The organism is Verrucomicrobiota bacterium (genome assembly GCA_016871535.1).
In the GTDB taxonomy this organism is placed as follows: Bacteria; Verrucomicrobiota; Verrucomicrobiia; order Limisphaerales; family SIBE01; genus VHCZ01.
Window position 1 is genome coordinate 1 of the sequence record VHCZ01000098.1, and the last position, 20,142, is coordinate 20,142.

Here is a 20,142-nt window from a genome sequence, read left to right on the forward strand (position 1 = left end):
CCGCTTGCAGGAACGCTTGCGTGAACTGAGCCTTGCAAATAAGGAGCGCTTGATCCCAGCAAGACCCCCTGCCAGTCGCAAGAAAACCGCTCGCGAATAAGCCTATTTCGCAACAGGCTATAGCTAATGAGGCCGTTGCGGGCAGCCTGCAGGCCGGTGCCGTCGGGACCACTTTCGCCGGCGGCCCAGCCACGCTGCGCGATTTGAGCTGCACAACGCACTTTACCAGCGGCAGCAGACCCGCAGGTGCCGCCCTCATCTATGCGAACGCTACGACCGATCTCGTCTGGGTGAAACAGGTTGGCTCTGGAACTGTGGTTTGGCTGGGATGGGATTACTGTTGTGGCTCTGACAGCTTCCAGAATGATTGGTATCGCGTGCTCGACAGCGCGCTCCACGTCGAATTGGATCCCGACGTCGATCACGACGGAGTGCTCAACGTTGTTGACAACTGTCCCTATACGTTTAATCCGAACCAGGCGGATGCGGACGGTGATGGTGTTGGCGACGTGTGCGATATCTGCCCAGCCATTCCAAACTCGAGTCAAGAGGAGAGTGCTGCGTGTCTTTCGCTCGTTGATCGGGGGGCATGCTTCGAAGCCCAAATCAACCTTGTCAGCCCGAATCAGAGCGGGGATGTCAAGATTTTGACGGCCAGCACGCCACAAAGCCACAAAGCATCGTCTTCGAAATCTTAGCGACGTGCGGAGCGGATCCCTTGAGCTTCTATTTGAACGGAATGTTCCTCGGAAGCACGGCTGCAAATCCGACCGGCCAATGCAGATGTGATCCCCCGTTGCAGACGTTTACCGTGTCCAATTCCGCGTTGATTGCGGCCGCCTGGCATACGACTGGCAACAACGCGTTCCGCACGGTGAAATCAGGCACGGGCACTGCGTTGGCCTGGGTCCGTGCCCGTTTGCAATCAGGTGCTCAGAGCCAGACCGTCTGCGTTTTCGACTTTAACGGCGGTGACTGCACCGAGATGAATCTTTGCACAGCCAACTACACGTTTGGCACCGTCGATCAAACTACAAACGTTGTTGAGCCTTTTTCAACACCGGTCATGGTCATCCCGTACACCAACGGTCAACTGCCACCATCGGTACACTGAGTTTGACGTTTCAGGGCGGTGTTACTTACGACTTGGCGATCCGGCGCACGGGTCAAGCCGCGCATTACAAACTCGGCTCGCCGGACAAACGGCTGGAAATCGGTTTTGCCCATTCGTTGCTCTATCTCGAGCATCACGAACAAGCTTGGCTCGTCAACGCGGCTCCGAATGAGAACGTCAACATCAGCGTGCTCAAAGACTCGCCCGCCATCGGAGGAGCAGACCCGCAAGCAACGACGATGACTTACAGCGTCCGGCGTGCGGACTGCACGGTGGTTGTGCCTTCGACGACCATCCCGGTTTCCGGGACGATTTCGTTCAATGCCGGAAGTGGTGGGAGTTTCGTCATCTACTTCGAGAGCATGGACGGACATTTTGCGTTGCGCAGGAACTCCGGCTGCGACGGAGGCTTTTATGCGTTGCCGTGCCCGCCCAAGGTACAGATTGTCTGTCCCGCCAACATCATCAAGCCCAACGATCCCGGCCAATGCGGCGCCATTGTGAGTTTCGCGGCGACCGCGACCGGCGTTTATTCCCCGACGGTGACTTATTCGAAAGCACCGGGATCGTTCTTCCTGACCGGCACCACGGCGGTGACCGCGACGGCTACAGATCTTTTTGGCGAGACTGCCACGTGCACATTCACGGTCACGGTCGAGGACAAGGAACTCCCGGTCCTGAAGTGCCCGCCGGACTTGGTCGTGGAATGCGATGGCCAAAGAAATCCAGCGGCGTTGAACGCTTGGTTGAATTCATTCTCGGCAACAGACAACTGTGCGATTGCCAAATCTGGAAACGACTTCAAGGGACTCTCAGACGGGTGTGGCGCGACCGGGAGCACAACGGTGACCTTCACGGCAACGGACATCCATGGCAACTCGGCAAGTTGCACCGCGACCTTCACGATTGTGGATACGACGGCGCCCGTGCTCACGAGCAACGTTCGCGACATCCTGCCCAAGGATGCTCCGATCACCTTCACCGTGGATGAATCCGATGCGAAAGTCCGCGCTATTCTTCCTGGCCCTGGCCGCGCTGGCGGTGATCGGGATCGGACTTCTGATTCCCAAACCGGACCAGAAGCATGGGAGCGAACCGACGGATCTCCAATCGGGCAACCACCGCCCTGGCGGGAACGGCCCCGGAGAATCCCGCGGTTACTTCCTCACGCTGGCGGCTCGCGTCGCGCGAACCTCGGTCCGGAAGCCCACTTCCTGAGTCCAAACCGGACCCGGCCGCGCCGGCTACTCCGCACGAGGACTTGCTCGCTTTGATGAAGGCCGCCAAGACGGAGGCACGGCCTGACTTCGCGCATCTCTTCGCCGCGTTCAAGTCCAAGGTGGACGATTTGAATGGATCGCAGCGCGCCGAAATCTTGAGCAAAGTCGCCGAACTTGTCGCCGAGCGCGACCTCGATCAAGGGCTGGAGTTTCTCAACGTTTTAGATGAATTCAGAGATCGGCACAATTTCGTCAAAGCGGTTGTGGAAGCCGTCGCTCGCGGGAACATGGCGCAGGCTGCCGAGTGGGCGACTCGCCTGCCGGATGCGCAGCTTGCCCAAAGCGCGCACAACGCCATCGGCATGAAGTGGGGGCAGACGGATTTGGGAAGTTCCTTGGCCTGGGCGGAGGGGTTGTCCGATGCGAGTTTGCGGTTGAACGCTTTGGAAGGGGTCACTTGGGCCTGGGGGCAGAAAGATCCCCAAGCGGCGTACAACTGGGCAGCCCAGCTTCCGGAATCGGAGATTCGAGACAAAGTCTTCGTCAAGCTGGCCAAAATGATTTCGACACAAGACCCGAAGCGCGGTTCGGAATGGGCGATCCAGTTTCCTGAAGGACCGGGACGCGCGGAGGCTTTGGATTATGCGGTTTTTCAATGGGCCGGGAAGGATCTGAAGGCCGCCGCGGCCTGGGCGGAACGGATTGAAGATCCGCGCTTGCGAGAGAGCAGCCTCGTGGCGGTGGCGCGGTCGTGGTCGAATAGCGATCCACAAAACGCCACGGCCTGGGCGGCGCAGTTCCCCGAAAGCCAGGCTCGAACGTCCGCGTTAATTACGACGGCGCGAAAGTGGGCCGAGGCCAATCCTGCGAACGCCGCACAATGGATTGGCCAACTGGGCGAGGCAGCTTCCCGATCGGAAATCTTCCAGAGTGTGACCACCGCTTTGACAACGGCGCATCCGTCAGCGGCAGAGGCCTGGCTAAACGGCGTCGCGGATCCGGACCTGCGGATAAAGGGTGCCCATATCTTGGCGAATGGTGACGGGTTGCGTGACGATTTGATCGGCGTTCGTCAATGCGGGGAATACCACGACTGCACTCGAAAGATGGATCGGAGTCCAGATGTCCGCCTTGATTTCGAGGATCCGGACGGGCTCGGTGCGGTCGTTGGTGGTGACGGAAATGGTCTTGCTCACCACGCCGGCAAAGCGGCTCGTCTCCAGTTGGAGGGGGATGGTCCCCGATTCACCTGGCGGAATACTTCGGCTCCATTGTCCGGCGGTCGTGCAGCCGCAGGAAGGTTTGACGTCGGTGATTTCGAGGGGTTGGTCGCCGACGTTGACCAGCTTGAAATCGTGCCGAACAACTTGACCTTGCTTGACGGTGCCAAAATCGTGAACGGGATTTGGCACCTGGAGTCTGGGGCCGACGTTCGACGAAGCGGGTTTACTTCCGCTGCCTGCGACGGCTTGAGTCGTGTCGTCCTGGCCCACCAACGCTACGGCGGACACAAAGATCGCACTTAAGACGACGAACGCCGAATGCTGTCATGACGTTCGTAAACTTTGACTTCGCATAATTAAGTAGGCGCTGCGCAGATGTCGTAATCTCAGAGGTACCCGGGCGGAAAATCACGAACTGGTTAAAGGCTAGGCGGCGCTGCGACAAAAAGCAACGGCAGACCGCCAGCAATTGAGCAATTGCGGGCTGAAGTGAAGAGCTTGATTTCCCCGGAGCGTTCGTTACGTTGGTGCCCAACCTGATTCAACCGGGCGAGCGGCTAGGCCGACCGCTCGGTTGATGATTTCAGAGATGACCCCGTTCTGGAACATTGCCCTGCGGCTTTGTCGAGTCATGGGCCTCGGATTGCTGGCGCTGTCGGTTGGCTGCGCCGCGCAAAAAGCGCGAGCCAAAGCCACCAGCGCTGCCAGTGCCGCTAGCGCACCGCTCGCCCAGGGCGTCGAGACGTTCGAAGCCGCCTGGCAGATCATTTACGAAAGCCACTTTGACACCAATTTCAACGGCGTGAACTGGCTCGCCGTCCGCGAGGAATTTCGGCCCAAGGCCGAAGCGGCAAACACGGTGGACGAACTCCGCGTGGTGATCCAACAGATGCTCAGCCACTTGGGCCAGTCCCACATGACCATCATCCCCGGCTCGCTGGCCGACGCGTTCGATCCGCAAAAAGTGAAGCGCTCCGCCCACCCGAAGAAATCCGCTGCGCGCGACTCGAAGACAAATGCCCAAACCTCTCCCGACGAATCCGAGGAGGATGAAGAGGAGGCACCGTCCAGCGGATTGCACGGGGACATCGGTTTCGACGTTCGCCTGGTCGATCAACAAATCGTGGTCAGCCGCGTAGAAGACGCCAGCTTCGCTCAAGCCGCCGGGGTCAAAGCCGGTTGGGTCGTGCAGGCGGTTGGTCCGAGGCGCCTGGCGGATCGGCTGGAAAAGCTACCGTCCGATCTCGAGCCTGCCAAAGCCCAGTTCATGGCCTGGCGCATGGCCAAGGCGCTTCTGTTGGGGCGGCCAGGATCGGTCGTCCAAGTTGAGTTTTTGAACGACGCGGACCAGGCCCTCACGGTGCAACTGGAACGGCAACCCGCGAAAGGGCTGCTGGCCAAGCTCGGTCTCTTGCCGCCGGTTTATGCGCGTCTGGAACACGAACGCCTCAAACCGGAATCCGGGCTGAGCATCGGGTTGATCCGATTCAATCTCTTCATGATTCCCGTGGCCGGCCTGTTCGATCAGGCCGTTGAGGAGTTCCGGGATGCGGACGGCGTTATCATCGATCTGCGGGGAAATCTCGGGGGAATCGCCGGCATGGTGATGGGGTTGGCGGGACACTTTTTGAACGAGCCGCTTTCCCTGGGCACGCTGAAAATGCGCGGCAACGAACTGAAGTTCTTCGCCAATCCCCGCCGGGTGAACCCCGCCGGCCAGCGGGTCGAGCCCTTCTCCGGCCCGGTGGCCATTCTCACTGACGGCGCTTCGCTCAGCGCGGCGGAGATTTTCGCGGGCGGAATGCAGGACGTGCGACGGGCGCGGATTTTCGGCCAGACCACTCCCGGCCAGGCGTTGCCTGCGGTTTGGGACCGTTTGCCGAACGGCGACGTTCTGTATCACGCCTTCGCGGATTTTGTGACCGGTTCGGGCGTCCGGCTCGAAGGCCGCGGCGTCATTCCCGATGAAAGGGTGCCGCTGCTGCGAAAAGATTTGCTCGCCGGACGAGATGCGCCTTTATTGGCGGCGCTCAAATGGATTTCCGCCCAGCGGCGGGAGAAGGTTCCCGATGGCCGGCGCACGGACAGCCGCCGCCGGGAGTGAGACGCGACGCGCGAAACAGGACCGGGAACCAGCCATCGGTAGGGCGGCGCTGCTGCGCCGCCGCATCCGCGTGAAGTCGGCTGCGCGGCAGCGCAGCCCTACCGGCTCGGAAAACGGACAGTCGAGAATCTAAGCTAAGACGAAACAAACAAACGCTAAACGACCACTGACGAACGACATGAAAAACAATTTCACAAATCACAATCTCGCCGCCGTGCTCGGACTGGCGGTTTATCTCCATTCCGCCGCCCTGTTCGAGGCTGCAGCGCAGGCGGACAAACCGAAAGAGACAGGATCATCCGCCAAGTTGCCGGCTGCTTCGGAAGTCATCGCCAAATTCCTCAAAGCCATCGGCGGCAAGGAGGCTTATCTGAAAATCCAATCGCAACACGCCAAGGGTAAATTCGAGATGCCCGCCCAGGGTCTCACGGGCGACCTGGAAGTCTTTCACAAACGCCCCAACAAACTGCTCGTCAAGGTCAACATCCCGGCCATGGGCGACGTGTTGACCGGGTTCGACGGCAAGGTGGCGTGGTCCTTGAACGCGGCGATGGGGCCGATGCTGATGGAAGGCAAACAACTCGAACAGATGCGGGACCAGGCGGACTTCGATTCGATTCTGCACGCGGAGGGAGATTACAAATCGATGGAGACGCTGGAGTTAGCGCAGTTCGAGAAGAAAGAATGCTACAAGTTGAAACTGGTCAAGAAGAACGGCCAGGAAGTCACCGAGTTTTACGATGTGAAAACTGGCCTGCTCGCCGGCATGATCATGACGCAGGAATCGCCTTTCGGCCCGGTCCAGGCCACCAACGTCCTGGAAGAGTACAAGAAGTTCAACGACGTCCTCTTTGCCACGAAAGTCACGCAGCGGATGGGCCCAATCGAGCAAACCATGATCCTGAGCCAATACGAACTGAACAAGGTCGAAGACTCGAAGTTCGAGCTGCCCGAGCAGATCAAGGCGCTGGTGAAGAAGCCGTAGCCAGTTGTCAGTTGTCAGTGATCGGTTTTCAGTGGTCAGTGGTCAGTAATCTGTGGGAATCAATCTGGTGGCGTAACCGATCCGGAGCGTAATAGTCATCTACGTGGAACATGAAAATCAAAACTTTTCTCGCTGGCACGGCGTTGTGTCTGTCTCTTGGCGGATGGGCAACGCGGGTTGAAGCCCAAAGTGACGCCCGTCCTGCCCTCAGCCCCCGCCGTGCCGCGGCCTTGAAGAAATATGACAAGGATGGCAACGGCAAACTGAGCGAGTCAGAACGGGAGGCCATGCGAAAAGCCGTCGCGGCGCAAAAGCTTCAAGCCGCCCGGCGCGGGAGGATGGGCTTCATGCTGCCGCCCGAAGTGGTCAAGAAATACGACAAGGACGAGGACGGAACTCTTGACGAGGAAGAAAGCCAGGCCGCCCGCGAAGGAATGCGCAAGCAGTTCGAGGAAGTCAGAAAGAAGTATGACAAGAATGGCGATGGCAACCTCGACGCGGCAGAATCAGAAGCGATGCGCAAAGACGCCGAGGCCGGCAAGATCGAAGGCGTGCCAAGATTCTTTGGCGGCGGGCCGCGTCCACCCAGCTTTGGACGGCCACAAGGACCCTCCCGCGAGGTGATCATGCAGCAGGCGGATAAGAATCGCGACGGGCGATTGAGCGCGGAAGAACTACAGGCGGCGCGGACGGAACTCGCCAAGCAACGCCCCAACCAACCCAAATCCGACAGCCCCCAACCGAAGTGACGCATGAATTCCATTAACACCTCAGGCAAATCTAGAATCGCGGGGCGATTGTTTTCACCTTCTCCCTCATCCTTAAGAATCCCAAGGGGATTCTACCCCGAAGCCCAGGGTTGCGAGGAACGAGCCACCCTGGCGGATTGGGAGGACGTCGGCCCAACCCCAACGGGGTTTCGTCTTCGGCCTTGGGAGAGCCGCAACCCCCTTGGGATTGGGAAACAGGTCACGGAGCCGTGGAAGGAGCGGAGAGGACTCACGCACTCCCAAACGTCGCAACCGCGGCTTAGCAGATTTGCGCTTGCGCTGAGTTTGAGTGTGAGTTTGATCAGCCTCGCCACCGCCGCGCCAGCAGACAAAAACGCGGCTGGTGCGGCCGCCAAAAAGAAGGAGAAACCGGTCGAAGTCAGTTTCAGCCAAAAGCGTGGCTGCTTCGAACGGCCCTTTGAGCTTCGTCTGACGGCCAGCGTGGCGGGCGTCGAGATTCTTTACACCACGGACGGCACTACGCCCAGCGCGACGAACGGCACGCTTTTCACCGGCCCGATCAAGATCGAACAGACCACGGTCTTGCGAGCCGCCGCCATCAAGAAAGGCGCGAAGGAAATCCGAGTTAAAACCCACACTTACATTTTTCCCGCCGACGTGATTCGCCAGTCGAACGATGGTTTGCCGCCCGCGGGCTGGCCTTACATGTGGGGCCCCAACAAAGTGGATTTCGGCATGGATCCAAGAGTCGTCGAGGATCCCAAGTATCGGGACGGTATCATTGGCGACCTCAAGTCGCTGCCGTCCATGTCGCTCGTCATGGACCTGGAAGATTTGTTCGGAAAAGAGCGGGGCATTTATGCGGAAGCCAGACTTTCGGGGCGCGAGAACGAGAAACTTTGCTCGCTGGAGCTGATCCAACCGGACGGCAGCGACGGTTTTCAGATCGATTGCGGCATCCGCATTCGCGGCGGGTTCAGCCGGATGCCGATGAACCCCAAACATTCCTTTCGCTTTTTCTTCCGCAAAGAATACGGCGACGGAAAATTGAACCACCCTGTGTTCGGCAAGGACGCCGCGAAGGAATTCGACGGATTCGATTTGCGGACGGCGCAGAATTATTCGTGGCACATGGGCGGCGATCCGCAGGCGATTTTCATTCGCGACCAATTCAACCGCGACACCCAACTGGCCATGGGCCATCCGGCCGCGCGCGGCAATTTCTATCATCTCTACATCAACGGCCAGTACTGGGGCCTGTACAACACCTGCGAACGGGCGGAGGCGTCCTTCGCGGAGAGTTATCTCGGGGGCAACAAGGACGACTACGACGTGATCAAGAATCGCGGCGGCTTCGCTTCCGGCGCCGGCCAGAAAACCTCGCCTTACGCCACGGACGGCAACATCGAAGCGTGGAAGCGTCTCTACGCCCTGGCCAAATCCGGGCTGGGCAATTCTGAAACGTATCAGAAAACCCTTGGCAACAACCCCGACGGCACGCGCAATCCGAAATATGACGTGCTGCTCGATCCGGTCAACTTGATCGATTACATGCTGGTCATCTTCTATGGCGGCAACATGGACTCGCCGGCGTCGAAGTTCATGGGAAACAACATGGCGAATAACTGGTACGGCATCCGCAGCCGAAAAGGCGATCAAGGTTTCCGGTTTTTCATCTGGGACGCGGAGCATACCCTGCTGGAGCTGGATGAGGACCGCACCGGTCCTTTCCCGGCCGGGGACCAGTTCGAGCAAAGCAATCCCCAGTGGCTCTGGCAGCAATGCCTGGAGAGCGCGGAATTCCGTATGCTCGTCGCGGACCGCATTCAACGGCACTTCTTCAACGAGGGCGCGCTTACGCCGAAGTCTGTGCTGGCGCGGCTTCTCGTACGCAAAAAGGAAATCGAACGCGCCGTGGTCTGCGAATCGGCGCGCTGGGGCGATATCCAAGGGGGATTCCCCTTCGGCGGTCCGTCCCGCCGCGGCCCGGATGGGGGCGATCCAGGGCCGTTGACGCGAGACGTGGAATGGAAGACCGCCATCGATCGAATCGTAAATGGATACTTTCCCAAGCGCACCACGGTAGTCCTCGACCAACTCTGGATGCAAGGCCTCTGGCCGGATCTCGCGGCGCCCACACTCAACCAACACGGCGGCCACGTGGCGCGAGGATTTGCCCTGACCCTCAAAGCCGGGGAAGGCGCCATCTACTTCACGCTCGACGGGAGCGATCCGCGCTCGCTCGGAGGAAAGACTTCCCCGAAGGCAAAGACCTTCGAGACGCCGATTCCGATCAGCGAAAGCTGCGTCGTGAAGTGCCGGGCGTTTTCCAACGGAGAATGGAGTCCGCTGAACGAAGCGCGGTTCAGCGTGGCGGCCAAGCCGTGACGTGTCTTGAGATTCGAGGGATCGACAAAAGCAGCGGCTGGATGGCTGGATTAAGTTGTTTCCCATCTGCCTGAACGGTACGATGCGAGCCTTATTTTGATTCACCCCGAGTTGGCTTTCAGCTTCAACGCGCTCCCGGTGATCGAATCGGAACTCAAGCATCAAGGGATCCTGGCGTTGATCGGGCGAGATGTGTTGGCTGACTGCCTGTTTATCTACGATGGCAGGCACGGGATTTTTAGTCTGGCATTCTGATCGAGCGAACAGCCAGCAGCAGCGAAACCAGCCTTGAATCGGTCGCTCAAGCCACGATGGCGTTGACCACGTTGCCGTGCACGTCGGTCAGGCGAAAATCCCGCCCGCCAAAGCGGAACGTCAGCTTTTCGTGATCGATCCCAAGAAGGTGCAGAATGGTCGCGTGCAGATCGTGGATCGTGGTCACGTTTTCGACCGCATGCATGCCCAGTTCATCGGTCGCGCCGTGAATCGTCCCGCCTTTGACGCCCGCCCCCGCCAGCCACACGCTGAAGCCTTCCGGATGATGATCGCGGCCGTCGCGTCCGGCGGAATGCGGCGTGCGGCCAAATTCGCCCGCCCAGACGACGAGCGTCTCCTCCAATAACCCGCGACCTTTCAAATCCTTGATCAGTCCGGCGACGGCTTGATCGGTCTGGAACGCATTTTTCTCGTGGCCTTTCTTGAGATCGCCGTGCTGGTCCCACGTGCCGTTCGAGGCCCCGGGCGGACAATTGACTTCGACGAAGCGCACTCCGGATTCCACGAGACGCCGCGCGCGCAGGCATTGAATGCCGTAAAGCCTTTTGAACTTGTCGGTCGAGTCGATGCCGTAGAGCGCTTGGGTCGCCTCGCTTTCGCGGTCGAGATTCAACACGTCCGGCACGAGCGATTGCATGCGAAACGCCATCTCATAATTGCGGATCGCATCTTCCACGGCGTCGTGCGTGCCCAGGGCCTGGGAGAAATCCCGGTCTTGCGCGCGCAACAAATCCAATTTCGCGCGCTGGATGCGGGCGTCCGCGTCGCCGGGAACAATGTTGTCGATGGGAACGCCTTCCGCTCTGAATTGAGTGGACTGCGCCGTGGCCGGCAGGAAACCAGCGGAATAATTTTCCATTCCCCCGCAAGGCACGACATCGAAACCCAACACTACAAAGCCGGGCAAGTTCAAATTCGCGCTGCCCAATCCGTAAGTGACCCACGATCCCAGGCTGGGCCGGCCCGCGTTGTTGCTGCCCGTGTGCAGCAACAGCACGCCGGTCGAGTGCAGCGGCAAATCGGCTTTCATCGACCGAATGACTGCCAAATCGTCCGCGCACGTGGCGAGGTGAGGAAAGAGATCGCTGACGGGCATGCCGCATTGGCCGCGCGGTTTGAATTTCCAGGGACTCTTGAGCCATTGGCGTTTGCCCGCCGCGGTCGGGTTCTTGGAATCCAGGAAAGCCTTCGTGTCGAGTTCGTCGAGCTTGGGCTTGGGATCGAACGAATCGACATGCGACACGCCGCCGTCCATGAAACAGAAAATGACGTTCTTGGCGCGCGGAGCGAAATGGGGCAAAGGCGAGGCAAGCGCCTGGGCAAACTTCCGGTCTGCGAGCAAGCTGGACAGTGCGAGGAGGCCAAAGCCGTTGGCCGTAGCACGCAGCATTGCGCGGCGGGTCATGGGCAGAGCCAAGCGGCCGGGGCAAGAACAAGGGCGACTTTTGGGATCCAGGCCCGCGTGACTTTTCACGCAGCTTCCATCAAACAGACCGCCATTTCTCTTTTCGGGAATGCTTGTCATCACAACTCATCGCCGGGCAGCGGCGGGACGTCAGGCGAGGCGTCCAGAAATGCAACAAAATCCTCACGCTTGGCACGCCGCGCACGCTCGCGGAGATGTTCAACGGTCATCAATGCGCTTAGCTTTTCCGCCGCCGCCGAGGAGAGCAACTGATCCACGGTCACGCCCTCCTTGGCCGCGCATTCACGAAGCTTCCGCGCCAGGCTGTCGGGTATCTGGATGGTCAACGTACTCATTCAGTATCACCAAGCTGTCGGAGAAAGGCAGACGGCGGAACCGCCGCGATTCCCCGATTTGTCGAACCCCGGAAATCCCGGAGGTTGTGGGTCACAATATAGCGGCAACCAGCGGCCACCGCCAACTCCAGAATGAGATCATCATCCGGGTCAGGAAGGGCGGGGCGCCAGAGGAAGAAGATCTCTTGGAGATGGCTGATGGAAAGCAAAAAGCCCAGAACCTCACGGAATGAAAAGGGCGGGAAAACGGGGTTGAGCATATCGTTGCAGCACACGTGCGATTTCTCCGTCGTCCTTGAGATTGAAGCTCCCGTCCCGATTTCGCTCTGTCTTCTTGTCGAGGAAATCCATCCCGCGTTCGATCTCGATGGCGAACTGATCCGTCACGATGAACCGCCCATGAGGGAGATCTGCGTCTCCGTCAGTCGGGTCGTAGAACTGAACCGAGATCTTCATGCTGGCGGTGCGCTCACGGCGAAAGCTCGAAAGTTTTTGAACAATGTGGTCGGAAGTAGCCTTGAGTGGTTTGCCGCAATGGAAAACCAGCTCGCAAGCCGTGGGATCCAGCAGGGCGTCACTCAGCCACTGAAGCAAACGCCTCGTCGTGAATTCAAAGTTGTCGCCGAATCTCTCGCCGAAAAGTTTGTCCCAAATATGGATACGCTTCGAAGCACGAAGCGCCTTCCAAAAATTGGTGTCCAGGAATTTGTCCACTACCTCTTCTCCTCCAGCGTAAACGCGGCCGTTGGCAGCAACTTCAGCGCGTTTCTCCTCGAATTGGCTGTTCTGGTAGGTCTTCAATTTGCTTACTTCGATGCCGGGGGACGTTGGACAACCATTTGCGTCCTCGGTCAGAATGAAATCAAGTTCGACAGCGGTAGCCTGATCGAACACCAATTCGAGATCGGTCTTCCCCGACGTGTAGTCATCCTTGAAACAGAAAAGGAAGCGGTTGCGCTTCTCCAAAACGGCGAACAACTTTTTGACGACTGATCTATCGGTGAACTCAGGAGCCTGGCCAAGTTGGCGTTGGATCTCGGTGTGACCTCTCCAATCCTCGAAGTCGAGCAGCAGACAGTTCTGGACGAAACCTCGAAGAACCGCCGTGAGCGTCTGAAGGGCGTCGCCGCTCCCGCACGCCGTCTCGATTACTTGCGGATCGAAGTAAACGAAAAACACCATGGAGTTCAGAACAACTCGTTGAAGGATTCCTCGAAGAACCCGCCTGGCCAGGCTTTCACGAGCCGCCCCATTTCATCGAGAGGCATTTCCCGGACGATGCTGCGCGGGCCGTCCTTCTCCACGTAGAGGACCGAGACATCGGTCGGTTTGATTGGAGGCAGGTGTTTCGGCAGCTTGCCCAGGTGCGTTTCACGGATGCGGCGCATGATGCGCAGGATCAGATGCTCGCTGTGAGTCTCCAGTAGGAATGTGTTCTTTCGGTCACTTAAGGCGGACTCGATGAAGACGTCGCCCAGTTCGGCTTGCAGTGCAGGATGAAGGTGAATCTCCGGCTGTTCAATGGCCACAATCTTATTCTGATCGGCGAAAGCATGTACAAGCACTGGAAAAAGTTGACTGATCCCAACGCCCACGTCTCGATGGCTAACCTCAACGTCAGCGCGCCTGTCGAAGAGAACCATCTCACCGAACTCGGTGTTCATGGGATCGCCTGCTAGGTCGCTCAGTAGTGCGTCCAGGGCTGACAAAGTGGCAGTCTCGTCGTGAGCCGCTAGCCCACGAAGATGTTTCGCTAGGCGCTGTTTCGTTGCTTGGTTGACGCGTCCAAGGTCCTTGAGATGCCGCACTCTCACTTCGTAATCGGTGCCCGGACAAGGCCGCGACCTTAACCAGGTATTCACTTCTCCCACCACTCGGTCACCCCGGCCCAGAATGTCCCAAGCGTGACCGCCACCGGAAAACCAGTTTGGATCTTGATCGTGCATGCCGACAAGGTGGCGCGGTGGGTAACATCGTAACGGTCCAAGGTACGTCACCGATTTCAAGCCGTTGGCGAACTCCTCGCTAATCCAATCCAGGAGTTCTTCCATCTCGAAGCAGAAGATTTCCGCCACCTCGTCGAAGAAATGAGGGTTCTCCAAGCTTCCCAACTCTCCCCAAAGGTCGCCGGAATCGGCTTCTTCGGCATATCGTTCTCTCGGACCTTTGGAGCGAACGGAGACAGGAACGAGATTCTCAGGTCGGAGTGGAATCGCAGAGACCGTCTCAAGTAACGCATCGCGGAGTTAGCCAAGAAAATCACGTCGGATTTCAGCGTCCTTTTGGATGAACCCCACGACCTTCTGATAACCAGTACGTACCCTTAAATCTGGCGAGGGAGGGGGTGCCTCCCCACGGATCCTATCGGCGGCCGCACGATTGCATGACGCGCGCGGCGAGGCTCGTGCGGATAGCGATGTGGGCACGCTTTAGCAAATATTGCTTCCAAGGCCGCTCAAGATGAGTATCCAAAGCCTTCGTGGGTGGGTTGAACGGTTGCTTGCGCCGCCTGATGCTCCAGCGTGATTGAAGGGGGCCGCACGGTCGTCGCCGGCTACGGAATGAAGATAAACTCCTTCAAGTTGAAGACGGCGTGAGCGAGGTCCTCCCAGATCTCCTGGCTGCTCAAAAGCGCTTCCTTCCGCAGACTTCGCAACTCGGCCAGATGCTCGGCGGCTTCGATGAAACGCTGCTTCTCGGAAACGGCCGCCGGGCGTCCCAAAGCTGACTCGAACAGGTGGTTGATTCGAGATTCCAGCGAATCCTCGGTGTGAGCGATGAGCTGGCGCGACCATCGCTCTGCCTGCTGCAGCACGAACGGATCGTTCAACAACGCCAACGACTGCGCCGGCACATTCGCCGTGTCGCGGCGGCCCTGGCAAACCTTCCCGCCCGCAATGTTGAACGCGCTCAGAAACTTGGGCGTCTCCATCAAGTTGACTTTGACATAGACGCTGCGGCGGCCCAGCCCATCCAGCGGGCCGGCAAAAAGCCGGCGGTCGGCGTTCTCCTTTTCGCGATACGGCTGGACGCTCAGACCGTGCATCGAGAGGTTCAAGCGTCCTGAAACGGACAGAATGCAGTCGCGAATAACCTCGGCCTCCATCCGGCGCGCCGGATAATGCTGGAGCAAACGATTCTGCGGATCGATCTCCCGCGCGGCCGGCGCCGGCCGCGCGGAGAACTGAAACGTGCGCGCCAGAACAATGGATCGAATCAGGCGTTTGACGGACCAATCCTCGCGCGCGAATTGGCCGGCCAGATAGTCCAGCAGTTCCGGGTGCGACGGTTGGTCGCCGAGTTGTCCGAAGTCATCCACCGTGCGCACCAATCCTTCGCCGAACAAATGTTTCCAGACGCGGTTCACCATCACGCGGGCGGTCAGGGGATTGTTCGAGCTGGCGATCCGTCCGGCCAATTGCAGGCGACCGCTGCCTTCGGCATGGAAATCACTCGATTCGTCTTTGCGTCTGGGGTGGCCCACCGGCAATTTCTTGACCGCGGATTTCACGGATTTCGCGGATCGAGAAGCGCTCTTGTCCGTGTGATCCGTGTAATCCGAATCAGATTCGTGGGGAGATGATAGGGTGGGCCCTTGTAGGGTGGCAAAATGGCTCTCGATCACTTTCAGGTACCCGCGAGGAACTGGATCAGCCGGCTTGGTGCAGTCGCCGCGTACCAACATGGGTTGATCGAAGCCCGGGCCAAAGTCCGCCACTCCCGGCGCGACGCGAGGCACCGGCAGCGCGTGTTCCAGCCTTCGATACTCGGCCATCAACTCTTGGAGGCGTGGCGACTCGTCCGGCCGATTGCGGACCAGGCCGTTTTTCACCAGGAAATCGAGCCACGCCGCGTCGTCAGCCGTGGCCACGTCGTTTCGCCAGCGATCGACCGCTTCGAAGATGCGTTGCCGGTAGCGATTCGCGACCGCGTCCACACTCGCTGGTTCCGGCTCAGACCAAAGGCTCGTCAAATGCGTGAGCTCCGGTTTGGGCGGGGCATCCGTGGAATGAATCACCACGCGCGTGATTCCAAACCAGGAGCGAGGGTCCTCCGCGGCCTTCTCCCAAGGCAGTTTGTAATTGGCTTTGTCGCCGCCCAGCGCGCTGAGTTGGTCTGGAAATTTTGGATTATCGAACATCGTCATCACCTCGGCATAGACGCGCACGCTCTCTGCGTCGGGCGGGGGTGAAAACGTGACCCATTGAAACGCGGTGTTGGTGAGCGCCCGGTAGTTCTGGTAGTTGAGCTGGCAGTTGTTGGAAACGAGCCGCACGGCGCTGCTTCGGCGGCCCATGACTTGAAAACTAATCCTGGCGACCCCGTTGGTAAACAGCGGCGAGCGCAACGTGCCGTTCAGCTTTTGGGAAACGAGGTGCGTGTAAACTCCGGAGGGCAGCACCATTTCGATGGCCGCGTCGACGTCGCTGTGCAAAGTGAAACCACCGGAGCGGGCGTGGCCACTGGGAAGACCTTGTCCACCGACGCGCCACGCACTGAAACTGCCAGACCTGAAATCCGCGTATTCGAGGAAGTTCGTCCGATTGAAGTCGGCGCGCTCCTTTTCTTCGCGCGCGAATTTGGCTGCGACGTCCTTCCAGAGGTCGCGGAATGACTTTCCATCATTCTGATTCGTGGGATGCAGTGCCCGCCAGAGTGACAGCGGCTCTTCGAGCGCGGCCGTGTTGTTGGTTAGCGCCTTGAGCCAATTCTGCAGACGCGATGGATCGAGATTTACCGCTCGATTATTTGCGGCGCTGTCCTGGTTTCTGACGCCGTGTTCCCCTTTACCCCGGCCCTCTCCCTGGGGGAGAGGGAGAACGCTGTCGGTGTCAGAGGTTTGACGACGATTCGACGAATTTTCCTGCGCGGCGACTCCTCGCTCCCTCTCCCGTCCTGCGGACACCCTCTCCCCCTCGGAGGGGGGGAGGGACGGGGTGAGGGGGAGCGCTGCGGACGATCCATTAGCTTTCGTTTGTCTGTGAGACGGGACGCTGGGCTGCGCCAGCAGCAAATACAAGTGGACATCCTCTGCGTCTTGCAACCATAGCTTCGCGATTTCTCCGCGAATGGCGGGCTTCAGTTCCGTCAGTTTCTGGATCGTTGCGGCGTTGGCGTCCGGCGCATCGATCGTGTGGCTGACCTGCCTGGAGCTTCGGAGGATTCCCAGCAACGCGTGGTAATCCTTCATCGAAACCGCATCGATCTTGTGGTCGTGGCAGCGGGCGCACGCCACGGTGGTGGCCTGAAATGCCTTCGTGAGCGTATCGATCTGATTATCTGCGAGATCATACCCGATCTGACGCAGCCCGATGCAATCGTCATGATTGACTTCGCCAAAGCGATAGAACGCCGTCCCGATGACCGACTCGTTGAATCGTTCCTCCCGATTCCACCGGGGATTCGGGAGCAGATCACCCGCGATGTGCTCGCGAACGAATTGGTCGTAAGGCAAGTCCTGGTTGAACGCGCGGATGACGTAGTCGCGGTACCGCCAGGCATGGTGAACTTCATAGTTCCACTCGTTGCCGTGGGTTTCGGAAAACCGGACGACGTCCAGCCAATGCCTCGCCCAGCGTTCGCCAAAGTGCGGCGAGGCCAGGAGCCGGTCCACCAACTCTTCATACGCGCTTGGCGATTGGTTCTTCAGAAACGCCCGCGTTTCCTCCGGAGTGGGCGGAAGTCCCGTGAGAACGAGCGCGAGCCGCCGAATCAGTGTGGGCTTGCCGGCCTCCTCAGCCGGGGCCAGTTTGGCCAATTCCAGTTTGGAGAGAATAAACCGATCGATCGGATGGTGGGACCAAGAGGCGTTGCGAACTTCCGGGACGGAGATCCGTTTGACCGGCTGCAAGCTCCACCAGTTTCTGCGCTGCGCCAGGGTTTCTTCCCAGGAGAGCGTTGGACTTTCGGCCGCATATCCGACCGCGGCACGCGTCACCCAGAGCAGTACTGAAGCGACCGTTAGGAACCATCTCGGTCTGATAACCGCGGATAGCGCGGATGGGCGCGGATGAAGATCGAGTTGTGAAGGCCGAGATGGGTGGAACGGGCTACCAGCCCGTCTTCGGCGGCAACCTGTCGCCGAATGGAGACCGGTTGGCAGGGTACTGCAACCGTTCCAGATTCTCCCAGCCGGTTTTGACGCCTTTACGCTGGTGATCGGCAGTTCATCCGGTTGGCTCGGCGCGATTAACATGATTGAGTGACGATAGCCCAGTCTTCTTCGACCGACAATTCACATTATCCTCTGCCCATGTACGGCATCTGCGTGGCCATGACGGTCAGGAACGGGACGTTGGCGTCCAGAGGAAGGCTCGCCATGTACACCACGGCTCGCGCGGCATGATCCACGTCCATCGTCGGCTCGGCTTTAATCGAGCCGTCCGCCTGCCGCACGCCGCGTTTCATGCGGTCGGTCATCTCGGTCGCGGCGTTGCCGATGTCGATCTGGCCGCAGGCAATATCGAACTTGCGGCCGTCCAGGGCCGTGGATTTGGTGAGACCGGTGATCGCGTGTTTCGTGGCGGTGTAAGGCGCGGAGTTCGGACGCGGCGAGTGGGCGGAAATGGAGCCGTTGTTGATAATCCGCCCGCCGCGAGGCTGCTGGTTCTTCATCATCTTGAACGCCTCCTGCGTGCAGAGGAAAGCGCCAGTCAGGTTGACCGCCACAACGCCTTGCCACTGCTCGAAAGACAGGTCCTCCAAGGCAACTGAAGGCGCGCCGATGCCCGCGTTGTTGAACAGCAAATCCAGCCGGCCAAACGCCTCCTTTGTCCGGGCAAACAAAGCCTGGACACTCGTGGGTTGCGTGACGTCGGTGGGAACTGCCAGCGCGCGCGCGCCGGCCGTCCCGGCGAGTTTGACGGTGTCCTGCAACGGTTCGGCGCGGCGGCCTGCCAGGACGACAGAATAACCTTCCTGCAAAAGCGCGAGGGATGCGCTCCGCCCAATGCCGGACCCGGCTCCAGTAACGATGGCGATTTTCAAGGCGTTGTCGCGGTAAACCTATCGGCTTCCGCTCCCGGTTGAAAGTGTGTTTAAGGCTGGGAAAGGCTGGGCTGCGAGTCTCAGTCTGCTTTAGTTGGATCTCCGCTCGACCCAAAGATCCTTGTGCCAGGCGTGCAGGAAAATCGCACCCGTGCCCTCGCGATGATAGAACTTGTAACTGCCATCCGCGCTGCTGGGGCGGGCCAGAACGATCCGCTCCAACTTTTCCGCCAACTGGGCCCAATCCGGAATAAGGTCGATGAAGTCCTGTAAATCGCGCTTGCTCACCACGTGACGGAAGTCCCGTCCTGGCGATTCTCGGTCCACAACGTGCCCCAGCCACGGAGTCGGCATGTGCCGATTCTTTCGCTGAACGCCACCATCTTTGACCTTTGTCGCCGTGCGCCTGTTGATCATCGGTTGCATCGAAAGGATTTGGCAGAGGGAAGCGGAGATTGCAACAGGATCATACACGGAGGCCTCAGTGGAGCGATTCGGCCTCGCAAGCCAATGTCCATAGACGAAAGGCTTGGCGGGAGCCTCGCCCCACCGTGGTTAACTGAAGGCTGACACGGAGTGACGGGCGGGACTGATTCCTTTTGCGCTTTTGGACGTTTTGAAGCAGTCTTCCGACGATTCCAATCCAATTGTTCCATGAAAACACCCACCGCCTCTTCATCCCAACCATCGCACAGTCTAGCGTTGCTTTGTTCGCTCGCGCTGTCACTGCCGCTCATTGCGGCCGAGTCCATCGTCCCGCAGGGAGCGCAGATAGAGAAACTGTTTGATGGCATCGTCCTCACGGAAGGCGTGGCCGTGGCGCCGGACGGACTGGTCTATTTCAGCGACATCACTTTTTCCCACGTGGCTCGCGACGAAAAGGGCGCCATTCACGCCGGCCACATCTGGCGGTTCGATCCGCGCACCGGGAAGACGACGATCTTCCGCTCACCCAGCGGCATGTCGAACGGGATCAAGTTCGATGCAGGCGGGAACATGCTCGTCTGCGAAGGCGCGGATTACGGCGGCCGCCGAGTCACGCGCACCGACATGAAGACTGGCATGAGTTACATTATCGCCGGGCTGTTCGAAGGCCGGCCTTTCAACGCGCCGAACGATGTCACGATCGACGAGAAAGGCCGGATTTATTTTAGCGACCCGCGTTATCTCGGCTACGAAACGATCGATCAACCCGTGATGGCCGTGTATCGAATCGATCTGGATGGGTCCATTCATCGCATCATCACCGACGCCGGGAAGCCGAACGGCGTGTGCGTGTCGCCCGATCAAAAGACGCTCTACGTCGTGAGCAACGACAATGGCGCCACCGGATTTGAGCGCCTGAACAAAGGC

16 protein-coding genes are annotated in these 20,142 nt (G+C 59.2%); 8 read left to right on the forward strand and 8 right to left on the reverse strand.

The window, feature by feature from the left end:
• Nucleotides 1–68: 68 nt before the first annotated feature.
• Genes FJ398_14075 through FJ398_14085 form a run of 3 tightly spaced genes read left to right on the forward strand, consistent with a single transcriptional unit; the run spans nt 69 to nt 2,388 of the window.
• Entirely contained in the window at nt 69–698 is a 630-nt protein-coding gene (locus FJ398_14075) for a hypothetical protein (protein ID MBM3839065.1), read from the forward strand.
• 20 nt (nt 699–718) lie between these two features.
• Nucleotides 719–1,114 (forward strand): hypothetical protein, encoded by a 396-nt coding sequence (locus FJ398_14080; GenBank protein MBM3839066.1) that lies wholly within the window; start codon nt 719–721, stop codon nt 1,112–1,114.
• Between the two features lie 2 nt (nt 1,115–1,116).
• The gene (locus FJ398_14085; protein MBM3839067.1) at nt 1,117–2,388 is read left to right on the forward strand and encodes an HYR domain-containing protein; all 1,272 of its coding nucleotides are present in this window, start codon (nt 1,117–1,119) and stop codon (nt 2,386–2,388) included.
• A 926-nt stretch (nt 2,389–3,314) separates the two neighbouring features.
• Here the strand turns inward: FJ398_14085 and FJ398_14090 are convergent.
• Nucleotides 3,315–3,851, reverse strand: a complete 537-nt coding sequence (locus FJ398_14090) for a DUF1573 domain-containing protein (GenBank protein ID MBM3839068.1) — start codon at nt 3,849–3,851, stop codon at nt 3,315–3,317.
• A 283-nt stretch (nt 3,852–4,134) separates the two neighbouring features.
• On the opposite strand from FJ398_14090, the gene FJ398_14095 reads away from it, so the two are divergent.
• The 4 genes from FJ398_14095 to FJ398_14110 all read left to right on the forward strand — a co-directional run bounded on the left by FJ398_14095 (nt 4,135) and on the right by FJ398_14110 (nt 9,765).
• Complete coding sequence (locus FJ398_14095; GenBank protein MBM3839069.1) at nt 4,135–5,661, forward strand: hypothetical protein; 1,527 nt, start codon at nt 4,135–4,137, stop codon at nt 5,659–5,661.
• A gap of 178 nt (nt 5,662–5,839) precedes the next feature.
• Nucleotides 5,840–6,646: a hypothetical protein gene (locus FJ398_14100; protein ID MBM3839070.1), complete on the forward strand. Its 807-nt coding sequence runs from the start codon at nt 5,840–5,842 to the stop codon at nt 6,644–6,646.
• Between the two features lie 110 nt (nt 6,647–6,756).
• On the forward strand, nt 6,757–7,395 hold the full coding sequence (locus tag FJ398_14105) for a hypothetical protein (protein ID MBM3839071.1): 639 nt from the start codon (nt 6,757–6,759) through the stop codon (nt 7,393–7,395).
• Nucleotides 7,396–7,398: 3 nt separating this feature from the next.
• Nucleotides 7,399–9,765: a hypothetical protein gene (locus FJ398_14110; GenBank protein ID MBM3839072.1), complete on the forward strand. Its 2,367-nt coding sequence runs from the start codon at nt 7,399–7,401 to the stop codon at nt 9,763–9,765.
• Between the two features lie 301 nt (nt 9,766–10,066).
• Here FJ398_14110 and FJ398_14115 read toward each other — a convergent pair whose 3' ends face one another.
• The 7 genes from FJ398_14115 to FJ398_14145 form a co-directional block, all read right to left on the reverse strand.
• The gene (locus FJ398_14115) at nt 10,067–11,446 is read right to left on the reverse strand and encodes a DUF1501 domain-containing protein (GenBank protein ID MBM3839073.1); all 1,380 of its coding nucleotides are present in this window, start codon (nt 11,444–11,446) and stop codon (nt 10,067–10,069) included.
• A 119-nt stretch (nt 11,447–11,565) separates the two neighbouring features.
• Complete coding sequence (locus tag FJ398_14120; protein ID MBM3839074.1) at nt 11,566–11,802, reverse strand: toxin-antitoxin system HicB family antitoxin; 237 nt, start codon at nt 11,800–11,802, stop codon at nt 11,566–11,568.
• A gap of 222 nt (nt 11,803–12,024) precedes the next feature.
• On the reverse strand, nt 12,025–12,984 hold the full coding sequence (locus FJ398_14125; GenBank protein MBM3839075.1) for a hypothetical protein: 960 nt from the start codon (nt 12,982–12,984) through the stop codon (nt 12,025–12,027).
• Between the two features lie 5 nt (nt 12,985–12,989).
• Entirely contained in the window at nt 12,990–13,853 is an 864-nt protein-coding gene (locus FJ398_14130) for a DUF3696 domain-containing protein (protein MBM3839076.1), read from the reverse strand.
• Nucleotides 13,854–14,356: 503 nt separating this feature from the next.
• Entirely contained in the window at nt 14,357–17,998 is a 3,642-nt protein-coding gene (locus FJ398_14135) for a DUF1553 domain-containing protein (GenBank protein ID MBM3839077.1), read from the reverse strand.
• Nucleotides 17,999–18,042: 44 nt separating this feature from the next.
• Complete coding sequence (locus FJ398_14140; GenBank protein MBM3839078.1) at nt 18,043–18,789, reverse strand: SDR family oxidoreductase; 747 nt, start codon at nt 18,787–18,789, stop codon at nt 18,043–18,045.
• Nucleotides 18,790–18,879: 90 nt separating this feature from the next.
• Nucleotides 18,880–19,143 (reverse strand): hypothetical protein, encoded by a 264-nt coding sequence (locus FJ398_14145; GenBank protein ID MBM3839079.1) that lies wholly within the window; start codon nt 19,141–19,143, stop codon nt 18,880–18,882.
• Nucleotides 19,144–19,443: 300 nt separating this feature from the next.
• Here FJ398_14145 and FJ398_14150 point away from each other — a divergent pair.
• A partial coding sequence (locus tag FJ398_14150) for an SMP-30/gluconolactonase/LRE family protein (protein ID MBM3839080.1) occupies nt 19,444–20,142 on the forward strand: 699 nt, incomplete at its 3' end.

Coding starts and splice junctions, on each gene's coding strand:
- FJ398_14115 (MBM3839073.1), bottom strand. CDS start 11,446: ATGACCCGCCGCGCAATGCTGCGTGCTACGGCCAACGGCTTTGGCCTC.
- FJ398_14120 (MBM3839074.1), bottom strand. CDS start 11,802: ATGAGTACGTTGACCATCCAGATACCCGACAGCCTGGCGCGGAAGCTT.
- FJ398_14095 (MBM3839069.1), top strand. CDS start 4,135: ATGATTTCAGAGATGACCCCGTTCTGGAACATTGCCCTGCGGCTTTGT.
- FJ398_14125 (MBM3839075.1), bottom strand. CDS start 12,984: ATGGTGTTTTTCGTTTACTTCGATCCGCAAGTAATCGAGACGGCGTGC.
- FJ398_14135 (MBM3839077.1), bottom strand. CDS start 17,998: ATGTTAATCGCGCCGAGCCAACCGGATGAACTGCCGATCACCAGCGTA.
- FJ398_14100 (MBM3839070.1), top strand. CDS start 5,840: ATGAAAAACAATTTCACAAATCACAATCTCGCCGCCGTGCTCGGACTG.
- FJ398_14145 (MBM3839079.1), bottom strand. CDS start 19,143: ATGCCGACTCCGTGGCTGGGGCACGTTGTGGACCGAGAATCGCCAGGA.
- FJ398_14105 (MBM3839071.1), top strand. CDS start 6,757: ATGAAAATCAAAACTTTTCTCGCTGGCACGGCGTTGTGTCTGTCTCTT.
- FJ398_14130 (MBM3839076.1), bottom strand. CDS start 13,853: ATGGAAGAACTCCTGGATTGGATTAGCGAGGAGTTCGCCAACGGCTTG.
- FJ398_14110 (MBM3839072.1), top strand. CDS start 7,399: ATGAATTCCATTAACACCTCAGGCAAATCTAGAATCGCGGGGCGATTG.